The organism is Paenibacillus anaericanus (assembly GCF_003994475.1).
Classification (GTDB): Bacteria; Bacillota; Bacilli; order Paenibacillales; family Paenibacillaceae; genus Fontibacillus; species Fontibacillus anaericanus.
Genome location: NZ_RZNY01000010.1, coordinates 15867 through 34921 on the forward strand (window position 1 = coordinate 15867; position 19055 = coordinate 34921).

12 protein-coding genes are annotated in these 19055 nt (G+C 40.6%); all 12 read left to right on the forward strand.

What is annotated here, in order from left to right; all coding sequences use genetic code 11:
• The first annotated feature begins 5 nt into the window (after positions 1-5).
• The 12 genes from EJP82_RS13215 (at position 6) to EJP82_RS13270 (ending at position 19051) form a co-directional block, all read left to right on the forward strand.
• Positions 6-857 (forward strand): sensor histidine kinase, encoded by an 852-nt coding sequence (locus EJP82_RS13215; protein ID WP_127192541.1) that lies wholly within the window; start codon positions 6-8, stop codon positions 855-857.
• Positions 854-1498: a response regulator gene (locus tag EJP82_RS13220; RefSeq protein ID WP_127192542.1), complete on the forward strand. Its 645-nt coding sequence runs from the start codon at positions 854-856 to the stop codon at positions 1496-1498. The genes EJP82_RS13215 and EJP82_RS13220 overlap by 4 nt, the downstream gene beginning before the upstream one ends.
• Before the next feature lie 421 nt (positions 1499-1919).
• Positions 1920-2888 (forward strand): ABC transporter permease, encoded by a 969-nt coding sequence (locus tag EJP82_RS13225; RefSeq protein WP_127192543.1) that lies wholly within the window; start codon positions 1920-1922, stop codon positions 2886-2888.
• 29 nt (positions 2889-2917) lie between these two features.
• Positions 2918-3814 carry a carbohydrate ABC transporter permease gene (locus EJP82_RS13230; protein ID WP_127192544.1) on the forward strand — a complete coding sequence of 299 codons (897 nt, stop codon included), beginning with the start codon at positions 2918-2920 and terminating at the stop codon, positions 3812-3814.
• Between the two features lie 74 nt (positions 3815-3888).
• The gene (locus EJP82_RS13235; RefSeq protein ID WP_127192545.1) at positions 3889-5574 is read left to right on the forward strand and encodes an extracellular solute-binding protein; all 1686 of its coding nucleotides are present in this window, start codon (positions 3889-3891) and stop codon (positions 5572-5574) included.
• Between the two features lie 174 nt (positions 5575-5748).
• On the forward strand, positions 5749-7329 hold the full coding sequence (locus EJP82_RS13240; RefSeq protein WP_127192546.1) for a response regulator: 1581 nt from the start codon (positions 5749-5751) through the stop codon (positions 7327-7329).
• Positions 7330-7345: 16 nt separating this feature from the next.
• Entirely contained in the window at positions 7346-9124 is a 1779-nt protein-coding gene (locus EJP82_RS13245; RefSeq protein WP_127192547.1) for a sensor histidine kinase, read from the forward strand.
• A 66-nt stretch (positions 9125-9190) separates the two neighbouring features.
• Positions 9191-10030: an AraC family transcriptional regulator gene (locus EJP82_RS13250; RefSeq protein WP_127192548.1), complete on the forward strand. Its 840-nt coding sequence runs from the start codon at positions 9191-9193 to the stop codon at positions 10028-10030.
• 216 nt (positions 10031-10246) lie between these two features.
• Complete coding sequence (locus tag EJP82_RS13255; protein WP_246054112.1) at positions 10247-15391, forward strand: glycosyl hydrolase family 8; 5145 nt, start codon at positions 10247-10249, stop codon at positions 15389-15391.
• 332 nt (positions 15392-15723) lie between these two features.
• Positions 15724-16839 (forward strand): Ig-like domain-containing protein, encoded by a 1116-nt coding sequence (locus tag EJP82_RS13260; protein ID WP_170220183.1) that lies wholly within the window; start codon positions 15724-15726, stop codon positions 16837-16839.
• Between the two features lie 257 nt (positions 16840-17096).
• Positions 17097-17798 carry a response regulator transcription factor gene (locus EJP82_RS13265; protein ID WP_127192551.1) on the forward strand — a complete coding sequence of 234 codons (702 nt, stop codon included), beginning with the start codon at positions 17097-17099 and terminating at the stop codon, positions 17796-17798.
• Between the two features lie 23 nt (positions 17799-17821).
• Entirely contained in the window at positions 17822-19051 is a 1230-nt protein-coding gene (locus tag EJP82_RS13270; protein WP_127192552.1) for a sensor histidine kinase, read from the forward strand.
• Positions 19052-19055: the final 4 nt, after the last annotated feature.

The window sequence follows — 19055 nt, forward strand, 5'->3', positions numbered from 1 at the left end:
TTCCAGTGACATATAAACAAATTAAATGGATGATTTTGTTCATTCCAACCCTAACTATAGGTGTCTGGGAGTATGTTCGTCATCAGTTCCTTTTATCATATATCTCTATGGATATCGGCAACTGGATAACACCATTATTGGTTTATATTGTAAGTGTGACGTTGCTTAGTCGTTTATTCTCTATGCTGGAAAAAATCCAACGAGAGCTTGAATCTGAACGAGCGAATAAAGTAGCGCTTGAGGCTAGAGAGCAACTGGCAAAGGAATTGCATGATGGGGTTGCACAATCCTTATTCCTTTTATCTGTAAAAGTGGACCGCTTAGAATTCATTACTGATCAGGAGAAATATAATCATGAAATATATAAGATTCGTAAAACGGTTCATGAAGTGAATCGATACGTTCGACAAGCCATTTCACATTTGAGTTATTCAACGACATTAGCAGAAGATGCTCCTCAAAGAGAATCATTAAATGAAAAGGTTAAACAAATTGCTGAAGAGGTTCTTATCTCGATGGATGTAGATTGGAATATCTCTGATGAATCTTTAAATCCCAAAGAAAAGGTAGAACTACTTGCCTGTATTCGTGAAGCAGTAATAAATATTCAGAAGCATGCTCATGCAACAAAAGGATGGATTGAAGGAAAGGGAAATAAAGAAGAGTGGAAAGTGACAATTAAGGATAATGGAATCGGATTATTAGGGGACCCTTTTAATTATAATGATAGTTATGGTCTGAATATCATGTATGAAAGAGCAAAAGAAATGAGTTGGGATTTACGAGTCGCAACAGAGAATAATTACACTTTGGTAGAATTACATAAGGTAGGAGAAAAGGTAGGAGAAATGAGATGAAAACACGGGTTCTTGTAGTTGATGATCATGCTCATGCAAGGGAGGCTATTTGTGATATTATCTCCATGGATGAGAAATTTGAGATCATAGGCGTAGTGACAAATGGTCGGGAAGCCATTGAGTTTACCGAGCAATGGATGCCGGACCTCATTTTGATGGATATTCAGATGCCTGACATGGATGGTTTAGAGACAACCCAGCGAATTAAGCTAAGGTTTCCTTATGTGAAAATTGTGATGATTACGGTGTCGGATGATATGTTTCATTTGCTTGAAGCCTTAAAAAGAGGCGCCCAAGGTTATCTGTTAAAAAATTTAGCACCTTCAACTTGGATCGAGTATTTACGCTCCATTGTTAGTGAGGAGGCGCCTTTAAGCCGAGAGTTAGCCTTTCAAATATTGAAGGACGTTTCCCTGACAACTAAAAAGGAAACAGTAGAGACCTTAACTCCTAGAGAACGGGAGATATTGTCAAATGTAGCTAGTGGTCTGACCAATAGGGAAATCGGGGGAAAATTGAATATATCTGAGCATACAGTCAAGAATCATTTGAAGAATATTTTACATAAGCTGCAAGTTCAAAATAGAGTACAGTTGACCAGATATGCATTGGAACAAGGGATTGTTACTAATCAAGAATAGTTAGATGTTGAGATTTTTTAGCAAGAGGGCAGATTTCCAAGGAATGATTGGGATCTGCTTTTTTGCTGTGAATTGCAATAAATCGAATGTAAAGAGTCTAGTTCATAAGCAATATAGCAAGATAGGACAAGCTAGATACAAGAGAGTGTCAAAGTATCAATAATCGTTGTTTTGTCATATACCTTTGAAAGCGCTTTGATATTAAGATTGATTTATAAGAAGTCAAGGTAACGAAGGCAATATGACAGCGGTGATTCGACAAGTTAAGGTATAAATGCTGCAATTCAACGGAGGGAGAGAAGGAGAACCAGGCCTACATATAAGAGAGAAGGCCATGAATGATCTGTACTTGTCTTAGAAATTATCACAACAGAGTAAGCATGTTTTTTCTACAAGAATCTAGGTTTAGGAGGATTCACATATGGCGAACGCAAGCGTCGCACCAGACAAGAGATCGGGACTAAATCTCGATAAGCAACGAACTAGCGGGATAAGACGCTTTTTTAAGCAAATAGATCTACAGCTTATGGTAATTCCAGCACTCGTTCTAATTTTTATTTTTGCTTATATCCCCATGTACGGGATTCTTATCGCATTCCAAGATTACAAGTTAGGTGCAAGCTTTATAGGTAGTGAATGGGTTGGATTGAAGCATTTTATTTACTTCTTTAATGCTCCTGAGTTTGCAGTAGTTATGAAAAATACAATTATTATTAGCTTATTGAAATTCTGTTTTGGATTTCCTGCACCGATTATTTTGGCGTTAATGCTGAATGAAGTTCGTAAGATGTTCTTTAAACGGGTTATTCAGACGGTTACATACTTGCCTCACTTCTTATCTTGGGTTGTTATCGGCTCGATGGTGACCTCGATGCTATCCGTAGATAATGGCAGTATAAATATGTTGCTTGAGAAATTACATTTAATTAACGAACCGGTAAACTTCCTGTCCATGTCAGAATATTTCTGGGGCATTTTAATTACGGCCAATGTATGGAAAGAAATCGGGTTTGCCTCGATTGTTTACTTAGCTGCCATTGCTGGTATTGACCCGCACTTATACGAAGCAGCTTCGATGGATGGTGCAAGTCGCTTTAAACAAATTTATTTGATTACGTTGCCTTCAATTATACCAGTTGTAATCATCTTCATGATTCTGGCAATCGGTAATCTTGTGAATGCAGGATTCGAAGATATATTGATCCTTGCTTCCAATCCAGCTCTAAGAGAAGTATCAGATTCAGTTGATGTATATGTTGTACGTGTCGGTATAGACAACTTCAGGTACTCCTATGCGACTGCTATCGGATTGTTTAAGGCCGTTATCAGTGTGACATTACTTACTTTTGCAAACTTCGTTGCCAGAAAAGCAGGTAACAGCTTGTGGTAATGAATTACTCAATATAGGAGGACTGGACTATGACACGTAGCAATATAGGGGACCGCTTATTCATCGGGTTTATATATGTATTCTTAACTTTACTGGCATTCTCGGCCTTATATCCATTTTGGAATTCACTAGTCATTTCCTTTAATGAAGGGATGGATACCTCCAAAGGAGGAGTTACATTCTGGGTTCGTGAGTTCACGCTTGAGAATTATAAGATTGTGTTTGAAGATTCTCGTTTAATGGGTGGATTCGTCATTGCCGTCTTGAGAACGGTGATTGGTACAATATCAGCGATATTGGCAACATCGATATTTGCTTATGGGATGTCGAAGCGTGAACTGATGGGCCGCAAATACTACATGGTTATGTGTATCATTACGATGTATTTCGGAGGGGGACTCATTCCGTCATACATGCTCATTAGAAATCTAGGTCTCTTTAACTCATTTTGGGTGTTTATTATTCCAGCACTTGTCAGCGTATGGAATATGATCATATTCCGCACCTTCTTTCAAGGTCTTCCACAAGGCTTGGAAGAGTCGGCGAAGATTGACGGTTGCGGTAACTGGGGAACTTTTTTCCGTATAGTATTGCCTCTGTCCGGTCCTGTAATCGCAACATTATCTTTGTTCACAGCGGTAAATCACTGGAATGAATGGTTCGTAGCGAGTATTTACATTACGAAAGAGGAGTTAATGCCGATTCAGACCATCTTAAGACAGATATTGTTCTCTAACATTGCTTCAGAGCAGCTGTCTAATGTAGATGCAAGCTCCATTGCACATATTAACGCGGCCAAGAAGATAACGTCGAAGTCTTTGACTATGGCCACAATAATGGTTGCAACAATTCCGATCGTATGTGTGTATCCATTCCTTCAGCGGTTTTTTGTTAAAGGTGTTTTGGTTGGATCACTAAAAGAGTAGTATGATAGAACGAGTTTTGGGTTTAGAGCATTTTGCTTTGAACATAGATTAACAATTTGAAAGGGGAAAACACATTGAAAAACAAGAGAAAGATGCTTCTCAGTATGTTGTCTATCTTGATGGTGCTAACTTTGTTGGCGGGCTGCGGTGGCAATAATTCAAGTGCTCCAGCTGCAACTGCTGAACCAGAGAATCAAGGAGGAAACGCGGTAAACACTGCAACTGAAGCTCCAGCGGCTGATTTGTATGAGTTAGGGAAGGAACCGCTTGAAGTATCATTCTATGGTAACTACGGCTGGTATCAAATGCCGAAGTGGGGTAATGATGCTGCTTCGAAATGGATCTTAGATAATTTGAAGATTAATGTCACCGGAATTAGCTCTGGCGGTAATAATGCCCAAAAGCTACAGACGATGATCGTTGGTAATGAGCTACCAGATATTGTGTGGACTGAAAAGGGTGCTGACGTAGAACGTCTTCGTCAAGCGGATATGCTAGTTCCATTGGATGAATATATTGACAAATATCCTAACTTTAAAGCTTCTTTAACACCAGGACATTTGGAATTGCTTCGTTCTCCTGATGGCAAAATTTATCAGCTACCGAATTATTATACAACGCAACCGAACGGAAATGCCGGTTATGCGATCAATAAGAAGATTTACAAAGAACTCGGTTCTCCAAAACTAGAGACTACTGATGATTTATATGCATATTTAAATGCTGTTAAAGCGAAGTTCCCTGATGTAATTCCGTTCGAGACTGGTTTGGCCAAAGATGGTAACGGTATTGACCAGTTGTTCTCCTCTTTCAAAGAGAATAACCTTTCGTATACTAGAATCTTTGCCGTTCCTGAAGGCGACAAAATGGCTTCGATTTATAAAGACGCTGGATTCCGTGAATCCGTAGTATTTGGTGCTAAATTAATGCGTGAGAAACTAATGACGCAGGATGCGAATACCCAAACAGAAGACCAAATTAGAGAGAAAGCGCTGAATGGCAAGTTTGCTGTTATTGCGACATTCGATCCAATGAAGTTACTCGCAACTGCTGACGAAGAGATGAAGAAGGCAGATCCAGAAGCTGGTTATATGTTTATTAAACCAATTTACAAAGCAGGTCTAGACCAAAGTAAGATCACTCCAGGAACGTATAATCAGTTGGGGTGGAACGTAGCAACAATATCTAAAAATGCTAAAAATCCAGAAGCTGTGTTTGCTATGCTTGACTGGATGACAGGTCCAGAAGGTAATATGGTTCTTAACTGGGGCCCATCAGGACCAGATGGTTATTGGGATGGATTTGAAGCAGATGGAGTTACGCCTAAATTTAATAAAGATAAATATCTAAATGATCCAGAACCTCTATCCGAAATTAGCGGTAAAGCCGGTGACTTGGTTTGGGTAGGTAACACGGTATTCTTGGATAGCACGAAGAAAAAGTTCTTATCAACTCTTCCAGCTGACCAAATTGACTTTAGTAACCGTTGGCAAATGGAAGTAACATGGGATTCTCAAGGTGACTTTACAGAGTTCCTAAATTGGGATCCGGCTCCAGATAGTGAAGAAGGTATTATTAGACAAAGTGTTAGAGATATCTGGCTAACAGCTAGAGCGAAGTCAATGTATGCTAAGACAGATGAAGAAGCATTAGCAATTCTTGACAAAGCACATGACGATTCCATGAAGGTTGGATATGAGAAATTCCTTGCTTATGTTACAAATGTATGGACAGAAAACAAGAAAGCTTTAGGCAAATAATAATTTAAGTAATACGAAGGTTTGCTACTAGGCAAACCTTCGTTTTTACGTTTACATTACTGTTAATCTTAGTTTTATGGCTGTTAGGTAAGACAATGAATGGTATACTGGAATAGACTCGATAGTAGAATTAATAGGGATAATTTCACCGCATTTCAAAGGGGGACTACGTTGATGTATAACGTATTATTAGTAGACGATGAGATGCTTGATCTAGAAGGCATGAGACAATTTATTCCTTGGAACGAGCTGGGTATGGAAGTCGTAGAGGCAGCGAATAACGCGTTTACCGCGTGTGATATTTTGGAACAACATGATATAGATATTATAGTTAGCGATGTGAATATGCCGAACATGTCGGGGCTGGAGCTAGCCCGGATTGCCTTAGAGAAGAAACCGGATATTCGTGTGATATTTGTAAGCGGTTACCAAGACTTCAGCTATGTAAAGCAAGCATTGTCCTTGAAGGCCTATAGCTATGTTCTTAAGCCAATGGATGATAATGAACTTATTGCTGCACTTCAGAAAGTAAGGCAGGATTTGGACGATGAAAGTAAACGACGTGACGTCGAAGAAGCGTATCAACATATGATTCCTATGGCCAAAAATGATCTATTGATACGCTTGTTTGAAGGGGAATGGGAGGGGGACGACCAGACTGGAATGTTGACGCTTGTAAAGTCATATGGTCTGGATAAGCTGGAATGGCCTGTTCGAGTAGCAGTCTTAGAGCTAGACTATTTCAATTGGTTTCAAGATCAGGATAATCTCTCTAAACATCAAATGTCCAAGGACTTTCTTTATGAAGTGAATAAAATCGGTCAGAAGCACGGCATGCCACATTGCTACAAGGTATCGTCATATCGGATCGCTTTGTTGATTAACGAACAGGGAATGGACAATTTCATTGAAGATATTTACGTTTCGATTCGCGCAAAGTTTCCTGTCACAATGACCGTAGGTATAGGGAAGCCGACATTTGCTACGGAACAAGTTCACACATCATATCGACAAGCTATGGAAGCGGTTGACGGAAAGATGTTCATTGGCAAAGGCAATCTTATTATGTACGAGACCGTTAGCAGCGAACCTGGAATGATCGATGCTCGGATGTTAGATACTCGCATGGATACGCTGTTTAAAGCGATGAAAGAATATGAGTTAGTCCTTATTTATGATGAGATTGATAAGTTGTTTCGTTCTGTAAGTAGTTTAAGATCCAAATTTACTATACATAATCTAGCAATGTATATTATATGGAAGCTGGACCAGCAGTTGAAGGATGTTAGTGAGGACTTATTTGAAATATTAGGCATGGAGTTACATAGTTTAGATATATTGCTTCAATTCGATACGATTAGTGATATTCGCTCTTGGCTTGTGCTCAAAACGTTTGAGATATCCGAGTACCTACGCAGCAAATCAGAGTCAGTGAACAATAAACTGATTAGAGAAATTATTCAAATGATGAAGGACAAGATGAGCGAGAACTTTACGCTTAAGGATATTGCACAGCAATTCTCCTTCTCTCCTAACTATTTGGGATATCTATTCAAAGAGGAAACTGGGAAAACGTTCAGCGAAGTACTTAATCAACTTCGAATGGAACAGGCAGCCAAGCTCTTGAAAGATCCGACGAGCAAAATCTATGAAATCGCGAGCAAGGTAGGCTATCGTTATCTTCCTTACTTCAGCAGACAGTTTAAAGAGGCATATGGTATGACACCTATGGAGTATCGTAAGCGGGACAAGTGATGGGGGATGATATTCCATGAAACTACCAAGAAGAAGACATAAGTATGTGCCGATTGGGTATAAATTAATGCTGACGTATATGTTTTTTATTATCATCCCTGTGTCCGTGATCGGTTTAGTCTCTCACTCCATGTACAATGATTCATTACGCGAACATACAAGTACGAATGTTAAAGGAACGTTATTACAGATTCGTGACAATATTGATTATAAAATGGATGAAGTTACTCGCATATCCACTCAATTATATAGTGATTTTGATTTCTATCGGAATCTTCGGAGTTATGAAGAGGGCTGGGAGAATTACGATCGGATGTCTAAGAAGGTACTTCCGAAGCTGGACGTAGCTATTCAATCTACAGGCATGAGGATTGGGATGTCGCTATTTTTAAAGAATGAATCAATTCCTGAGATCTATTCGAATACACCTGGGCTTGAGGGCTATTTAGATAATAGTAGTTTCTATCATATTTACCATATGAAACGGATCACGGATAAATCTTGGTATACAGAGTTTCCAACAGAAAAATATGCTGAAACTATGAAATGGTGGCAGATTGAGCGCGATGTAGAGAATAATCGCATCTCATTGCTCCGGAGGTTTATTGATACATACAATCCTCTTGAACCATTGGAGATTGGGTTCCTGCGGATTAATGTAGGAATTCCGGATCTGTTCGACAGTGTCAACTATACGAAGATTGGAAAAGGAAGTATTCTCTATATCAAGAATGAGTTTGGCCGAACAATGTATCAATCGGGAGAATTACCGAGGAGTTATGCTAGTGAAGCCGAACTTAATAAAGATTACCTGACGATTAGCGAATCAATCGGTAATCAATCATGGCAATTAGTAGCGCTTGTTCCGATAACAATGCTTGAACAGGATGCAGCTAAGGTACGTTTATTTATTATTTTGATGTGTCTGATATGCTTTGTTGTATTTAGCTTCGTCGGCATTTTTATATCCCGATATTTTTCGATTCGGATTAATAAGTTCGTATACGTGCTTAATGCCTATCGTGAAGGTGATCTACATAAGCGCATGTCTTATCGAGGCAAGGACGAATTCTCTCAGATTGCTACCGCTCTCAACGATATGGGAGAGAATATCGAATCGTTAATTAAAGAGGTATATTTGACACAGCTACAGAAGAAGGAAGCAGAGCTTGAAACGCTTCAATCGCAAATCAACCCTCATTTCCTATACAATACATTGTCATCTATTAATCGCTTAGCCAAGTTTGGGCAGAACGAGAAGCTACAGCAGATGGTGCTGGAATTAGCTAAATTTTATCGCCTAACACTTAATGAAGGTCGAACGATGATTCCGGTTCCATCCGAGATTGAGCAGGCAAATGCATATTTGGAAATTCAGAAAATTAAATATGGCGACCGCATGGAGGTTATGTATGATATCGATCCAGATATCTGGCCCTATGAGACTATCAAGCTGATTTTACAACCATTTATCGAGAACGTGCTGAAGCATGCATGGTGTGGTGATCGCATTCATCTACGGATTGTTGGCCGCATGGAAGCAGATCGTATTCTGTTCCGTATTATTGACGATGGTATCGGCATGAAACAGGAACGTATTGATCAGATTTTCGATCCCAAGGATCATGTGAATACAGGTTACGGCGTCCGAAATGTTGATCAACGCATCAAGCTACAATATGGATCCGAGTATGGCGTCACAATTTTTAGCCGTATTGGAATCGGCACTTCCGTTCAGATACTGATTCCTGCAAAGAGAAGGAGTATCAAGCGAAAGCATGGTGACGATGAGTAGTATGCAAAGCTTCGAATTATGAAATCTATTAAGGCAATTCACTTTCATTTGAAACGAGTTGACGCCATGAAGCTTAATTTCTATAAGTCTGACCCTTTTGACATTAGCCGCGAGAGAAAAAGCATCTCAAGTATGCCTTCAAATCATTATCACGATGCTTATGAAATTCTCTATTTAGTATCCGGGGAGCTGTACTATTTTATAGAAGGTAGAACCTATCATGTCGTCAGCGGGGTTCTATTACTAATTAACATCAATGATATTCACAGACTAGTTAATATAAACGGAAATACTTACGAGAGAGTTACTTTGTTATTTAAAAGTGACTTTCTTAGTGCTTTTTTCACAGAGACTGAAGACTTTAATCCCCTCTCTTGCTTTAATTCCAAATCAAATGTGATCAAATTAAGTGCTTTCGAGCAAATCTTTGTCGAGAATATCTTTAGTAAAATGATTCATGAGGAGAACGAGAAACAGCCAGGAAGCAGTTACTATCAGAAGGTTCTATTGATGGAACTACTAATTTATCTACAACGTAAAATACCGCTAGATCAAAGTAACCAACTGGTGGAATCGAACCGGCCCCATAAGAAGATCTCTAAAATTTTACCATACATAAATGAAAACTTTTCTGAACAATTATCTTTAGAATACATGTCCCGAAAATTCTCTATAAGTCCATCTCATTTAAGTAGAACCTTCAAAGAAACAACGGGGTTTACTTTTGTTGAATATGTCAATAACATTCGGGTAAAAGAAGCTTGTTCACTTCTGAAGAACTCAGACTTATCTATTTCGGGGGTGGCTGAACGGGTTGGGTTTGATAATTTAACTCATTTTGGGAGAATATTTAAAGCTCTAATAGGTACGTCCCCTTTGAAGTTCCGCAAAGGAAAACTCGATTGATGATCAGGGTACTTAATTAGGGGAATTCGATAGTGACAAAAGTAGAAAAATAAAAATGATCACAAAATATGTAGAGAATACGCTGACAGTTTTACGCTATATTTATTAATAGAAAGATTAAGAAGGAGGGGAGCATCGGAAAGATCAAGGGATTAATTTTACACTAAAGTTAAAGCGCTTAAACTATCTTTGGCGAAAAGGGGAATGAGAGTGCAGATGAAAAGCAATTTGAAAAAAAGACTACGCCGAATCGTTTCTTGTTTACTTGTACTTACGATGTTGCCGTTCTATGTTGTTGGAGCTGCAGCTGCACAAGACCCCCCCGGTTCAGAAGCATTGTCTAGTGCGGCGACGATCGCGGAATGGGCCTTTGATGATGCACCCAAGAGTGAAGTCGTATATTTAGCAACAAATGGCACCTATAAGACGGCATCTACCCTTCGTAATGTGGGTGGTGTGTTCGAGGAGTTCAATGACGATGATAAATACATTGGCTATCAGGGCTGGGATGATGGGGACGGGAAGAAGTACTGGCTTGCCACCATATCAACATCTGGTTTCGAGAATATTACCTTATCATCCGAACAAAGCTCTTCCGGGTCAGGTCCTCGTGATTTCCATGTAGAGAGTAGTCATGATGGAAATACATGGACCAATGTACCAAACACAGATTTGAAAATGGCAGCGAATAGTTTCGAGGATACCGCTAAATTGGTGGAAACTCCCCTTCTTAAGAGCGATGATAATCAAGAATTGTTATATATTCGTTGGATCGTAAGCTCTAATGAGAATACGAAGGGTGAAGAAGAAGGAATAGGCTCAGGCGGTTCAAGCAGAATCAGAAATATTATAGTTACTGGCGATCCTATTGAGGGGATACCTCCAGTTATTCCTACAGTTGATCTGTTGGAACAGCCAATAAATAGATCTGAAAATGTGCCTGCCGATGTGCCTGTTGAGCTCAAATTCAACAAGGCGATTGCACTGGACGAAAGCCATTCTGTCCAGTTTGTAGATGAGAATAATCAGTCAGTAAGCGGGATTAGTCTTCAAGTTTCGAACATTGATACGTTACAGATTAACCATGCTCCATTGACTTTTGGTACATCCTACACGGTATCAGTTCCCAAGGAACTCATCAAAGGTGAAGATGGTGTACCGCAAGCTCGGGATATTTCCTGGAGTTTTAGAGTTCAGGATTCCCCCCTTGCTCCCAAATCCATCAACATGACGTTTAATGGAGATCCAAAAACAAGTATTGCTTTAGCCTGGTATACAGATGTAATGACGGATACCGTAGTACAGGTTGTAGAAGCTTCTAAGGTTACAGGGACTTCATTTCCTGAAGACGGAAGCTTAAATTATCATGGCAATGCAGAGGCGATTGAGACTTATGTGAAAAAGGGTGACAGAGAAACTGATCATCATACGGAATTTATAAGTCATAAAGTTATCGCCGATCAGCTTAACCCTGGGACTGCTTATAAGTTCCGCGTTGGTAATGGTAAAGCGGAAGATTGGAGTTCTATCGGTTCATTTACGACCGATGCGGCAGAGAACCAACCCTACCATTTTATCGCAGGTTCAGATTCGCAAGCATCCAGTAAAGCTGATTTCGAGCCTTGGGGAGATACATTCCGTAAAGCAATTAATCATATGGGTGCTCCAAAATTCTTGATCAGTGCCGGAGATTTAGTGGATAACGGCGATTTAGAGGAGCAGTGGCAATGGATGCTTGGTGTTGCCCAAGATGAATTGCTTCAGGTACCATACGTACCTGTGCTTGGTGGTCATGAGGTTATGGATTATGACGGTGATGAAACCACGCCGAATGATAACTTCTACAATCATTTTAACCTACCTGAACAGCTTGTAGCCGATACGCATAAAGGCTCTGTTTATTCTTTCGAATATGGCGACGCGCTCTATCTCGTCTTTAATTCGCAGTACGCAGGAGAGCTTACAGAGAATGGAGAAGATGTGGAGTTCTCTGATCAGCAATTTTGGGATCAAGTGGCCTGGATGAAGAACACTGTCGCTAAGAGCGATAAGAAGTGGAAATTCGTTACATTCCATAAGAGTCCTTATGCTGCAGGTGATAACTCCGCGCAGTGGGAAGGCGGACGCATCGAGTTTTACAAAAAGAATCTAATTCCTGCTTTTGACGAGATGGGTATCGATATGGTGTTTGAGGCGCATGATCATATGTATATGAGATCCTTCCAAATGTACAATGATGAGGTCATTCCAAAGGATCAACTAAAATTTGATGATGACGGAAATGCGATCAATCCTAAAGGTACTGTGTATCTTATGTCTAATGCATTCGGTAATAAATTCTATTATAAGAATAATCAATATTATCTAGATGAGGAATGGGAACCACACGAAATTCTAGATGAGAATGGGGACCCTATTCCATATGATGACTACTTCGCTGAGATTGATGAGCAACCAGAGAAGAAAATGTTCACGGATGTATCCATCACCGACAAGGTACTTTCATTTATCGCCTATACAGCGGCCGTAGAAGATGAAGGGAAAGACGGTACTGTTGGTAATGGCTTAATGGCTTATGATAATTATGGTATCCAGAGAACAGATACTAAGCCAGATGCGGTGGAGGCCGTGAAGGCTGCGGTTAGCGATAACCAAGTAGTTCTATCATGGAAAACTCCTTCCGCAAGTAAAGAACCGGTAAGAGGATTCCGAATTTACGAGAAGAACGATAAGGTAAATACACACTGGAGTCTGTATGTACCCGTAGTGGAAGGACAAAGTGAATATACGTACACAGTAGACAATATCAATCCAGCTAAAAATTATGATTTTATCATCAAAGCTGTTGGCACAAGAATGAATTCTAATCCAGTCGAAGTGAGTGCAACAGGAGGACCTGCTGAGTCTGAGCCGCCTTCGGCCCCGACTAATTTAAAGGGTAATGCCGTTTCACCGTTCCAAATCAATCTGACGTGGACAGCTTCCGCAGGCACTAAGGGCCCGCAAGGCTACAATGTGTACCGCAACGGTAGCAAGATTGGAACAACGACGACACTATCTTACAATGATATCGGATTAGATTCGAATACGGCATATACCTATGTAATTAAGGCTTACAATGCGGCAGAAATCGAATCTCTGGCTAGTAACTCGGTAAGTGTGACGACGAAGTCCTCACCTACTGGAGAAGGTATTCATAAGGCATTTCCGCAGCACACTGCTTATGCAGCAGGCACGATTAAGCCAAATCACTTAACACAGGCTGAAATGGATGCCACGGTGGCTAGATTGTATAACGAGTGGAAAAGTAAATACCTGAAGCAAAATCCATATAACAATGATCAATACTATGTATGGTACGCCGATGGAGATTGGTTCGAAGAGAATGAAATTACGGTCTCTGAAGCTCATGGATACGGCATGCTCATCACTTCTATGATGGCGGGCCATGATCCTGATGCCAAGAAATATTTTGATGGGATGTATCGTTATTTCAGAGCACATCCAAGCGAAATCAATCCTGATCTTATGGCTTGGCAACAAGCAGATACAGGCACAGAAATTAAAGATATTAATGGTGTTGACTCGGCTACGGATGGCGATATGGATATTGCTTATTCCCTTCTGTTAGCAAATAGTCAATGGGGTAGTAGTGGTGACATTAACTATTTGGCTGAGGCTAAAAAAGTTATAAATGCCATCATGGAAAGTGATGTCAATCATACCGAATGGACATTAAAAATGGCGGATTGGGTTACGGATGATGATCCGAAGTATGGCAACGCAACACGTCCGTCCGATTTTATGCTGCAGCATCTGAAAGATTTCCGAAATGTGTCGGGTGACAGTAATTGGGATCGTGTTATCGATAAAACGTATAACGTGATTCAAAACCTGTATAAAGATTACAGCCCACAGGCGGGACTTCTTCCAGATTTCGTATTCAAGGATAAAACAGATGGAAAGTATAAACCAGTAAGTGAGCATAATTGGGAGCCAGACGGAATTTTTCTGGAGTCAGAACAGGATGGAGACTATAACTATAACTCTTCCCGTATTCCTTGGCGCATCGGCACAGACTATCTCTTAACTGGAGATGACCGGGCCAAAGCTCAACTAGGGGCTTTGAACGAGTGGATCCGTACCAAAACAAACAACGATCCGGCAGAAATCCTTGCGGGATACAAGTTGGACGGATCGGAAGCGTTAAACGATTATACGGATATTACATTCTCTGCACCTATGATGGTTAGTGCTATGATCGATTCATCAAATCAGGAATGGTTGAATAAATTGTGGGATTATAATGCTGCAGGTTCAACCGAAGACGATTTATATTTTGGAAACAACCTTCGCTTGCTCAGTATGATTGTGGTATCAGGAAACTGGTGGACACCAACTATTGTTGATACCGAAGCACCTATGGAACCAACGATCGATAAAGCAGAGGCTATTTCCAGCTCAACAATTGATTTGAAGTGGACACCTTCCAAAGATAATGTTGGGGTAGCGGGATACAAGGTGTTCAGAAATGATAAGGAAATAAAAGTAACAACATCAACAAATTTCAGAGACAGTGGACTCAGTTCAAGCACTTCTTATAAGTATTATGTAGTTGCATATGACGCGGCTGGTAATACTTCGAAAATAAGTAATGTGCGAATTGTATCCACACTAGCAGCTTCAAATGGCGGTAGTGACGGAGGTAGCGGAAGTGGAAATGGTGGTAGTACAGTTCCAACTCCAACACCTACACCAACTCCAACTCCAGTGCCTGAAGTGGTGCAACCAACAACGCCGCAAATAACTCCATCAAACTTTAGCGATATTGGTAGCCAATATTCTTGGGCAAAGGAAGCAATTGAACAATTGACAGCTCTAGGAATTATTCAGGGAACATCCAAAACTACCTTTGATCCAGGTCATAAGGTGACCAGGGGTGAATTTATACTAGGATTGGTAAAAGCCCTTGGTCTAAAGGCGAGCTCGGATGGTAACTTTGAGGATGTTGATCAGAACAGTGAATATTACGAGGCTATTGGCATAGCTAAACAATTAGGGATTACGAACGGAATAGACGGTAAGAAGTTTAATCCGGAAGCCGAAATCTCTAGGCAGGATATGATGGTACTGATAACTAATGCCTTAAAGAAGTTAGGGAAATTAAGTGAAACGGGAACCGCCTCTGAGCTTAACAAATTTAAAGATGGTTCCAAAGTGGCTGATTATGCAGCGGAGGCCATAGCTACCCTCATCAAAGAGGGAATTGTGCTTGGTGATGGTAGTTTCATCCATCCAAAGGGAACGGCAACTCGGGCAGAAATGGCTGTAATTATTTATAGAATATATAAGCTGAACTAAAAATGTGTTTGTAAGCTACGAGAGCGAAATGTTCTTACGATCGCTGTTGTCCACCAATTTTTAGATTGAATTGTATAAAGGTTAAAATTGGGGGACAAAGGCGAACGCTGCACTTCTTCAGAATCATTTCGCTCTCTACGCTCTATCACTTTTTTAATGCTTATATAATTAACAAATGTAATTAAAGAGGCCTAAAGGCCGTTCTAGATGAGCGGATACTTTAGGCCTTTTATTGTGAGATATTTATGTCCGAATCCTGCTCCATTTCAAAACCTTATTATATTTTGGCGGCTGTTTTCCGAAATAAATATATAGAGAGGGGAGAGCTATATATGATACGAAATAAAAAAACAATTCACTTGTTACTAGCAATGGTACTTTTACTGATTACAGCTTTTCCAGCCAGCGTGTTGGCAGAAGAAAATACCGAGAAGATAACAGGTATAGCCTGGGAGAATTCCACATCGATCAAGCTTAACGTATCCGAGAGTAAGCAGCTTCGTGTGATCGCTAAGTACGAGAATCAGAGTAACAAATTTGTTGAGCTTACTAGTGAATCGGTATGGAGCACAAGTAATGCGAAGGTAGCTACCATAAAGAATGGAAAGGTGACAGCGAAGACATTTGGTGAAGCGGTAATCACTGCCAAATATGGAGATTTCCTAATTGAAGCTTTGATCACGGTTGATGCGAAAGTAAAGAGTCTGAAATCATCAAATACCTCGTATCGTCTTAATAAGGGAGCAGAGGGCGCACTTCCCACGGTAAAAGCGTTCTTTGAGAATGGAACTGAACAGGACGTGACAACGCTGATTAAATGGACGCTAAGTAGTCCAAATGCCGAAATGAGTAACGGTAAAATTAAAGGATTGGCGCCAGGACGAGCTACGTTAAGTGGGGTATATTTAAATAAGTCTATTACGATTCCAATTGCTATAAACGAGGAACTTGTAAAAATAGAATCCAGTTCTAAATCCCTTCAATTAAATATTAAAAAGGGGAAAACTCTACAAGTTTCCGGTACCTATTCAAATGGGAAAAAGGTTAATCTGAGCAGTAATATAAAATGGGAGTCTTCGAATAGTAGTATTGCAAAAGTTACGGGATCCAAGGTAATTGCTCTTGCCGAGGGGTCTACTACACTGACTGGCTCATATCAAGGCCAAACGGTGACGGTACAAGTCAACGTAGTTCCGTTATTAGTTAAAGTAACCCCTAGTGAGAAGAAATTGAAACTCACTCCAGGAGGGAACGGGACGGTGAATCTGACAGCGACTTATGATACGGGCAAAACTATATCCGTTACAGATCAAGTGGTGTGGACCAGTTCGAAGCCAGTTGTGGCTACCGTGACTAACGGTAAAATTGTGGCAGTTAGCAAAGGGACAGCTAGTATCAAGGCTAAATTCGGAACCAAAACCGTTACCATCTCTGTTAGCGTAAAATAGGGGAGTACTTATGTATGAAAAGGCCAACCATCATGGGTTGGCCTTTTTTTGTATAGGTAGAAGATTACGATTGCTGAGAGTAGTGCTATGAATTCCGTTCGTCAACATGGGAGATCATAGAAAAATACTCCTCCTTCGAAATAAAATGTTCATGAGGAAATTAAGTGATTCTTAAGACATAAGTCTGAATGGAAATGGTATAGTTTTTTTAAGGGAATCCTATGTAGTATGTATTTAACTAAGCCAGGAGGATATTCATGTCTGCAAGAGGTACTATACTGCTCGTTGATGACGAGAAAGAGATTATTCAATTGATGGATATATATCTTAAAAATGAAGGATATAAGCTGCTGAAAGCGGCTGATGGTCTGGAGGCGCTTGAACTGCTGGGCCGACATCAGGTCGATTTAATTATTTTGGATGTTATGATGCCCCGCATGGATGGGATCGAAGCTTGTATGAAGATCCGTGAGAGTAAAAATATGCCCATAATCATGCTTTCGGCAAAAGGCCAGGATATGGACAAAATTGCGGGACTTAGCATTGGGGCAGACGACTATGTTACGAAGCCGTTTAATCCGCTCGAGTTGGTAGCCCGCGTTAAATCGCAGCTTAGACGTTACCAGCAATTAAGCGGTCCGCAGAGGCAGGATGAGAATGAAATTGTAATAGAGGAGCTTGTGATCAACATTTCCACGCATACCGTTACCGTGGAAGGACAAGAGGTACAACTGACACCTCGAGAGTTTGCCATTCTCAAGCTGCTAGCTATTAACAGGGGAATTGTGCTAAGTATGGAAAGGATTTATCAAGAGGTTTGGAACGAACCATTTATGGAGTCGAAAAATACGGTGATGGTCCATATTCGCAAAATTCGCGAGAAGATTGAGAAGGACAATCAGAATCCCAGATACATCAAAACCGTCTGGGGAATTGGTTATAAGATAGATCGGCTTTAAATATTCAGGGGGGAAACATCATCATGGAATTAAAATGGATCAATACAGTGCGGTGGAAATTCCTGATATCTGTTTTGGCCAGCTTAGGGATAACGACAGCTCTGCTATATGCCTTATATCAGCTTGGTTTTCTCCTTATCAGGCTTCCTCTGTTTAAAAATATCCTGCGTTATATCGTTAACAATTACGGCTCTTCGGTCGCATTATATGTAGTTGGTCCCATTATGTTCCTCTTCCTTTATTACCTCTTAACGCGAAGAACAATTCAGCGGTTAGAGAGAGTTAATAACAGTCTACAACAGATTATAACAGGTAACTTGGATCAGGAAATTTCGTCATCATCGCGCGATGAGATAGGACTGGTCACCCGAAGTGTGAACGAGATGACCTCGCAGTTGCGCACTTATTTAGACGAAATCTCATCTGGAGTAGGGAAGGTCGCTAGCGGTCAATTTGAGCACCGTATTCAACTGGAGGATAATCCGTTAAGTGAATGGAGCGTGGTAGCGGATAGCATTAACCGTATGGCGAAGCAGCTCGACCGTTCGATCCAGGAGGAGCGCAATGCTGAGAAGACCAAAAACGATCTAATCACTGGTGTTTCCCATGATCTTCGAACGCCGCTTACTTCCATCCTCGGTTTCCTGGAGGTCATTGAGAATGATCGATACCAAGACGAGGTAGAACTGCGGCATTATATCAGTATTGCCTATGAGAAATCCATAACTCGCAAAAAGTTGGTAGACGACTTGTTCGAGTATACTCGCATCAATAACGGCATGCCTCTACGTATGGAGGAACTGAATTTGGTAGCATTTCTTCAACAGTTGGCTGAGGAGTTTGTCCCCAGTCTGGAGAAGGTTGGAATGATCTGTCGTATTTCCACAAAGGTGGAGTCGCTAATCATTAAAGGAGACGGGGATCTGCTTGCCCGCGGATTTGAGAACCTGATCTCTAATGCAATCCGTTACGGCCACGATGGAGAATACGTTGATATTGATATTAGTTGTTCTAATGGAGAGGCGACCATAAGGATAATCAATTATGGCGAACCCATACCTCAAAACGATCTTCAGTTTATATTTGAACGTTTCTATCGGGGGGACCGCTCCAGATCGTCGGGCGGAACTGGGCTAGGACTTGCGATTGTCAAGAGCATCATGGAAGTGCATAAAGGAAGTATTTCGGCTAAAAGCGACCGCACACAGACCATGTTTGAAGCCTGTCTCCCTATACGATTAAGTGATTTCTAAGGGT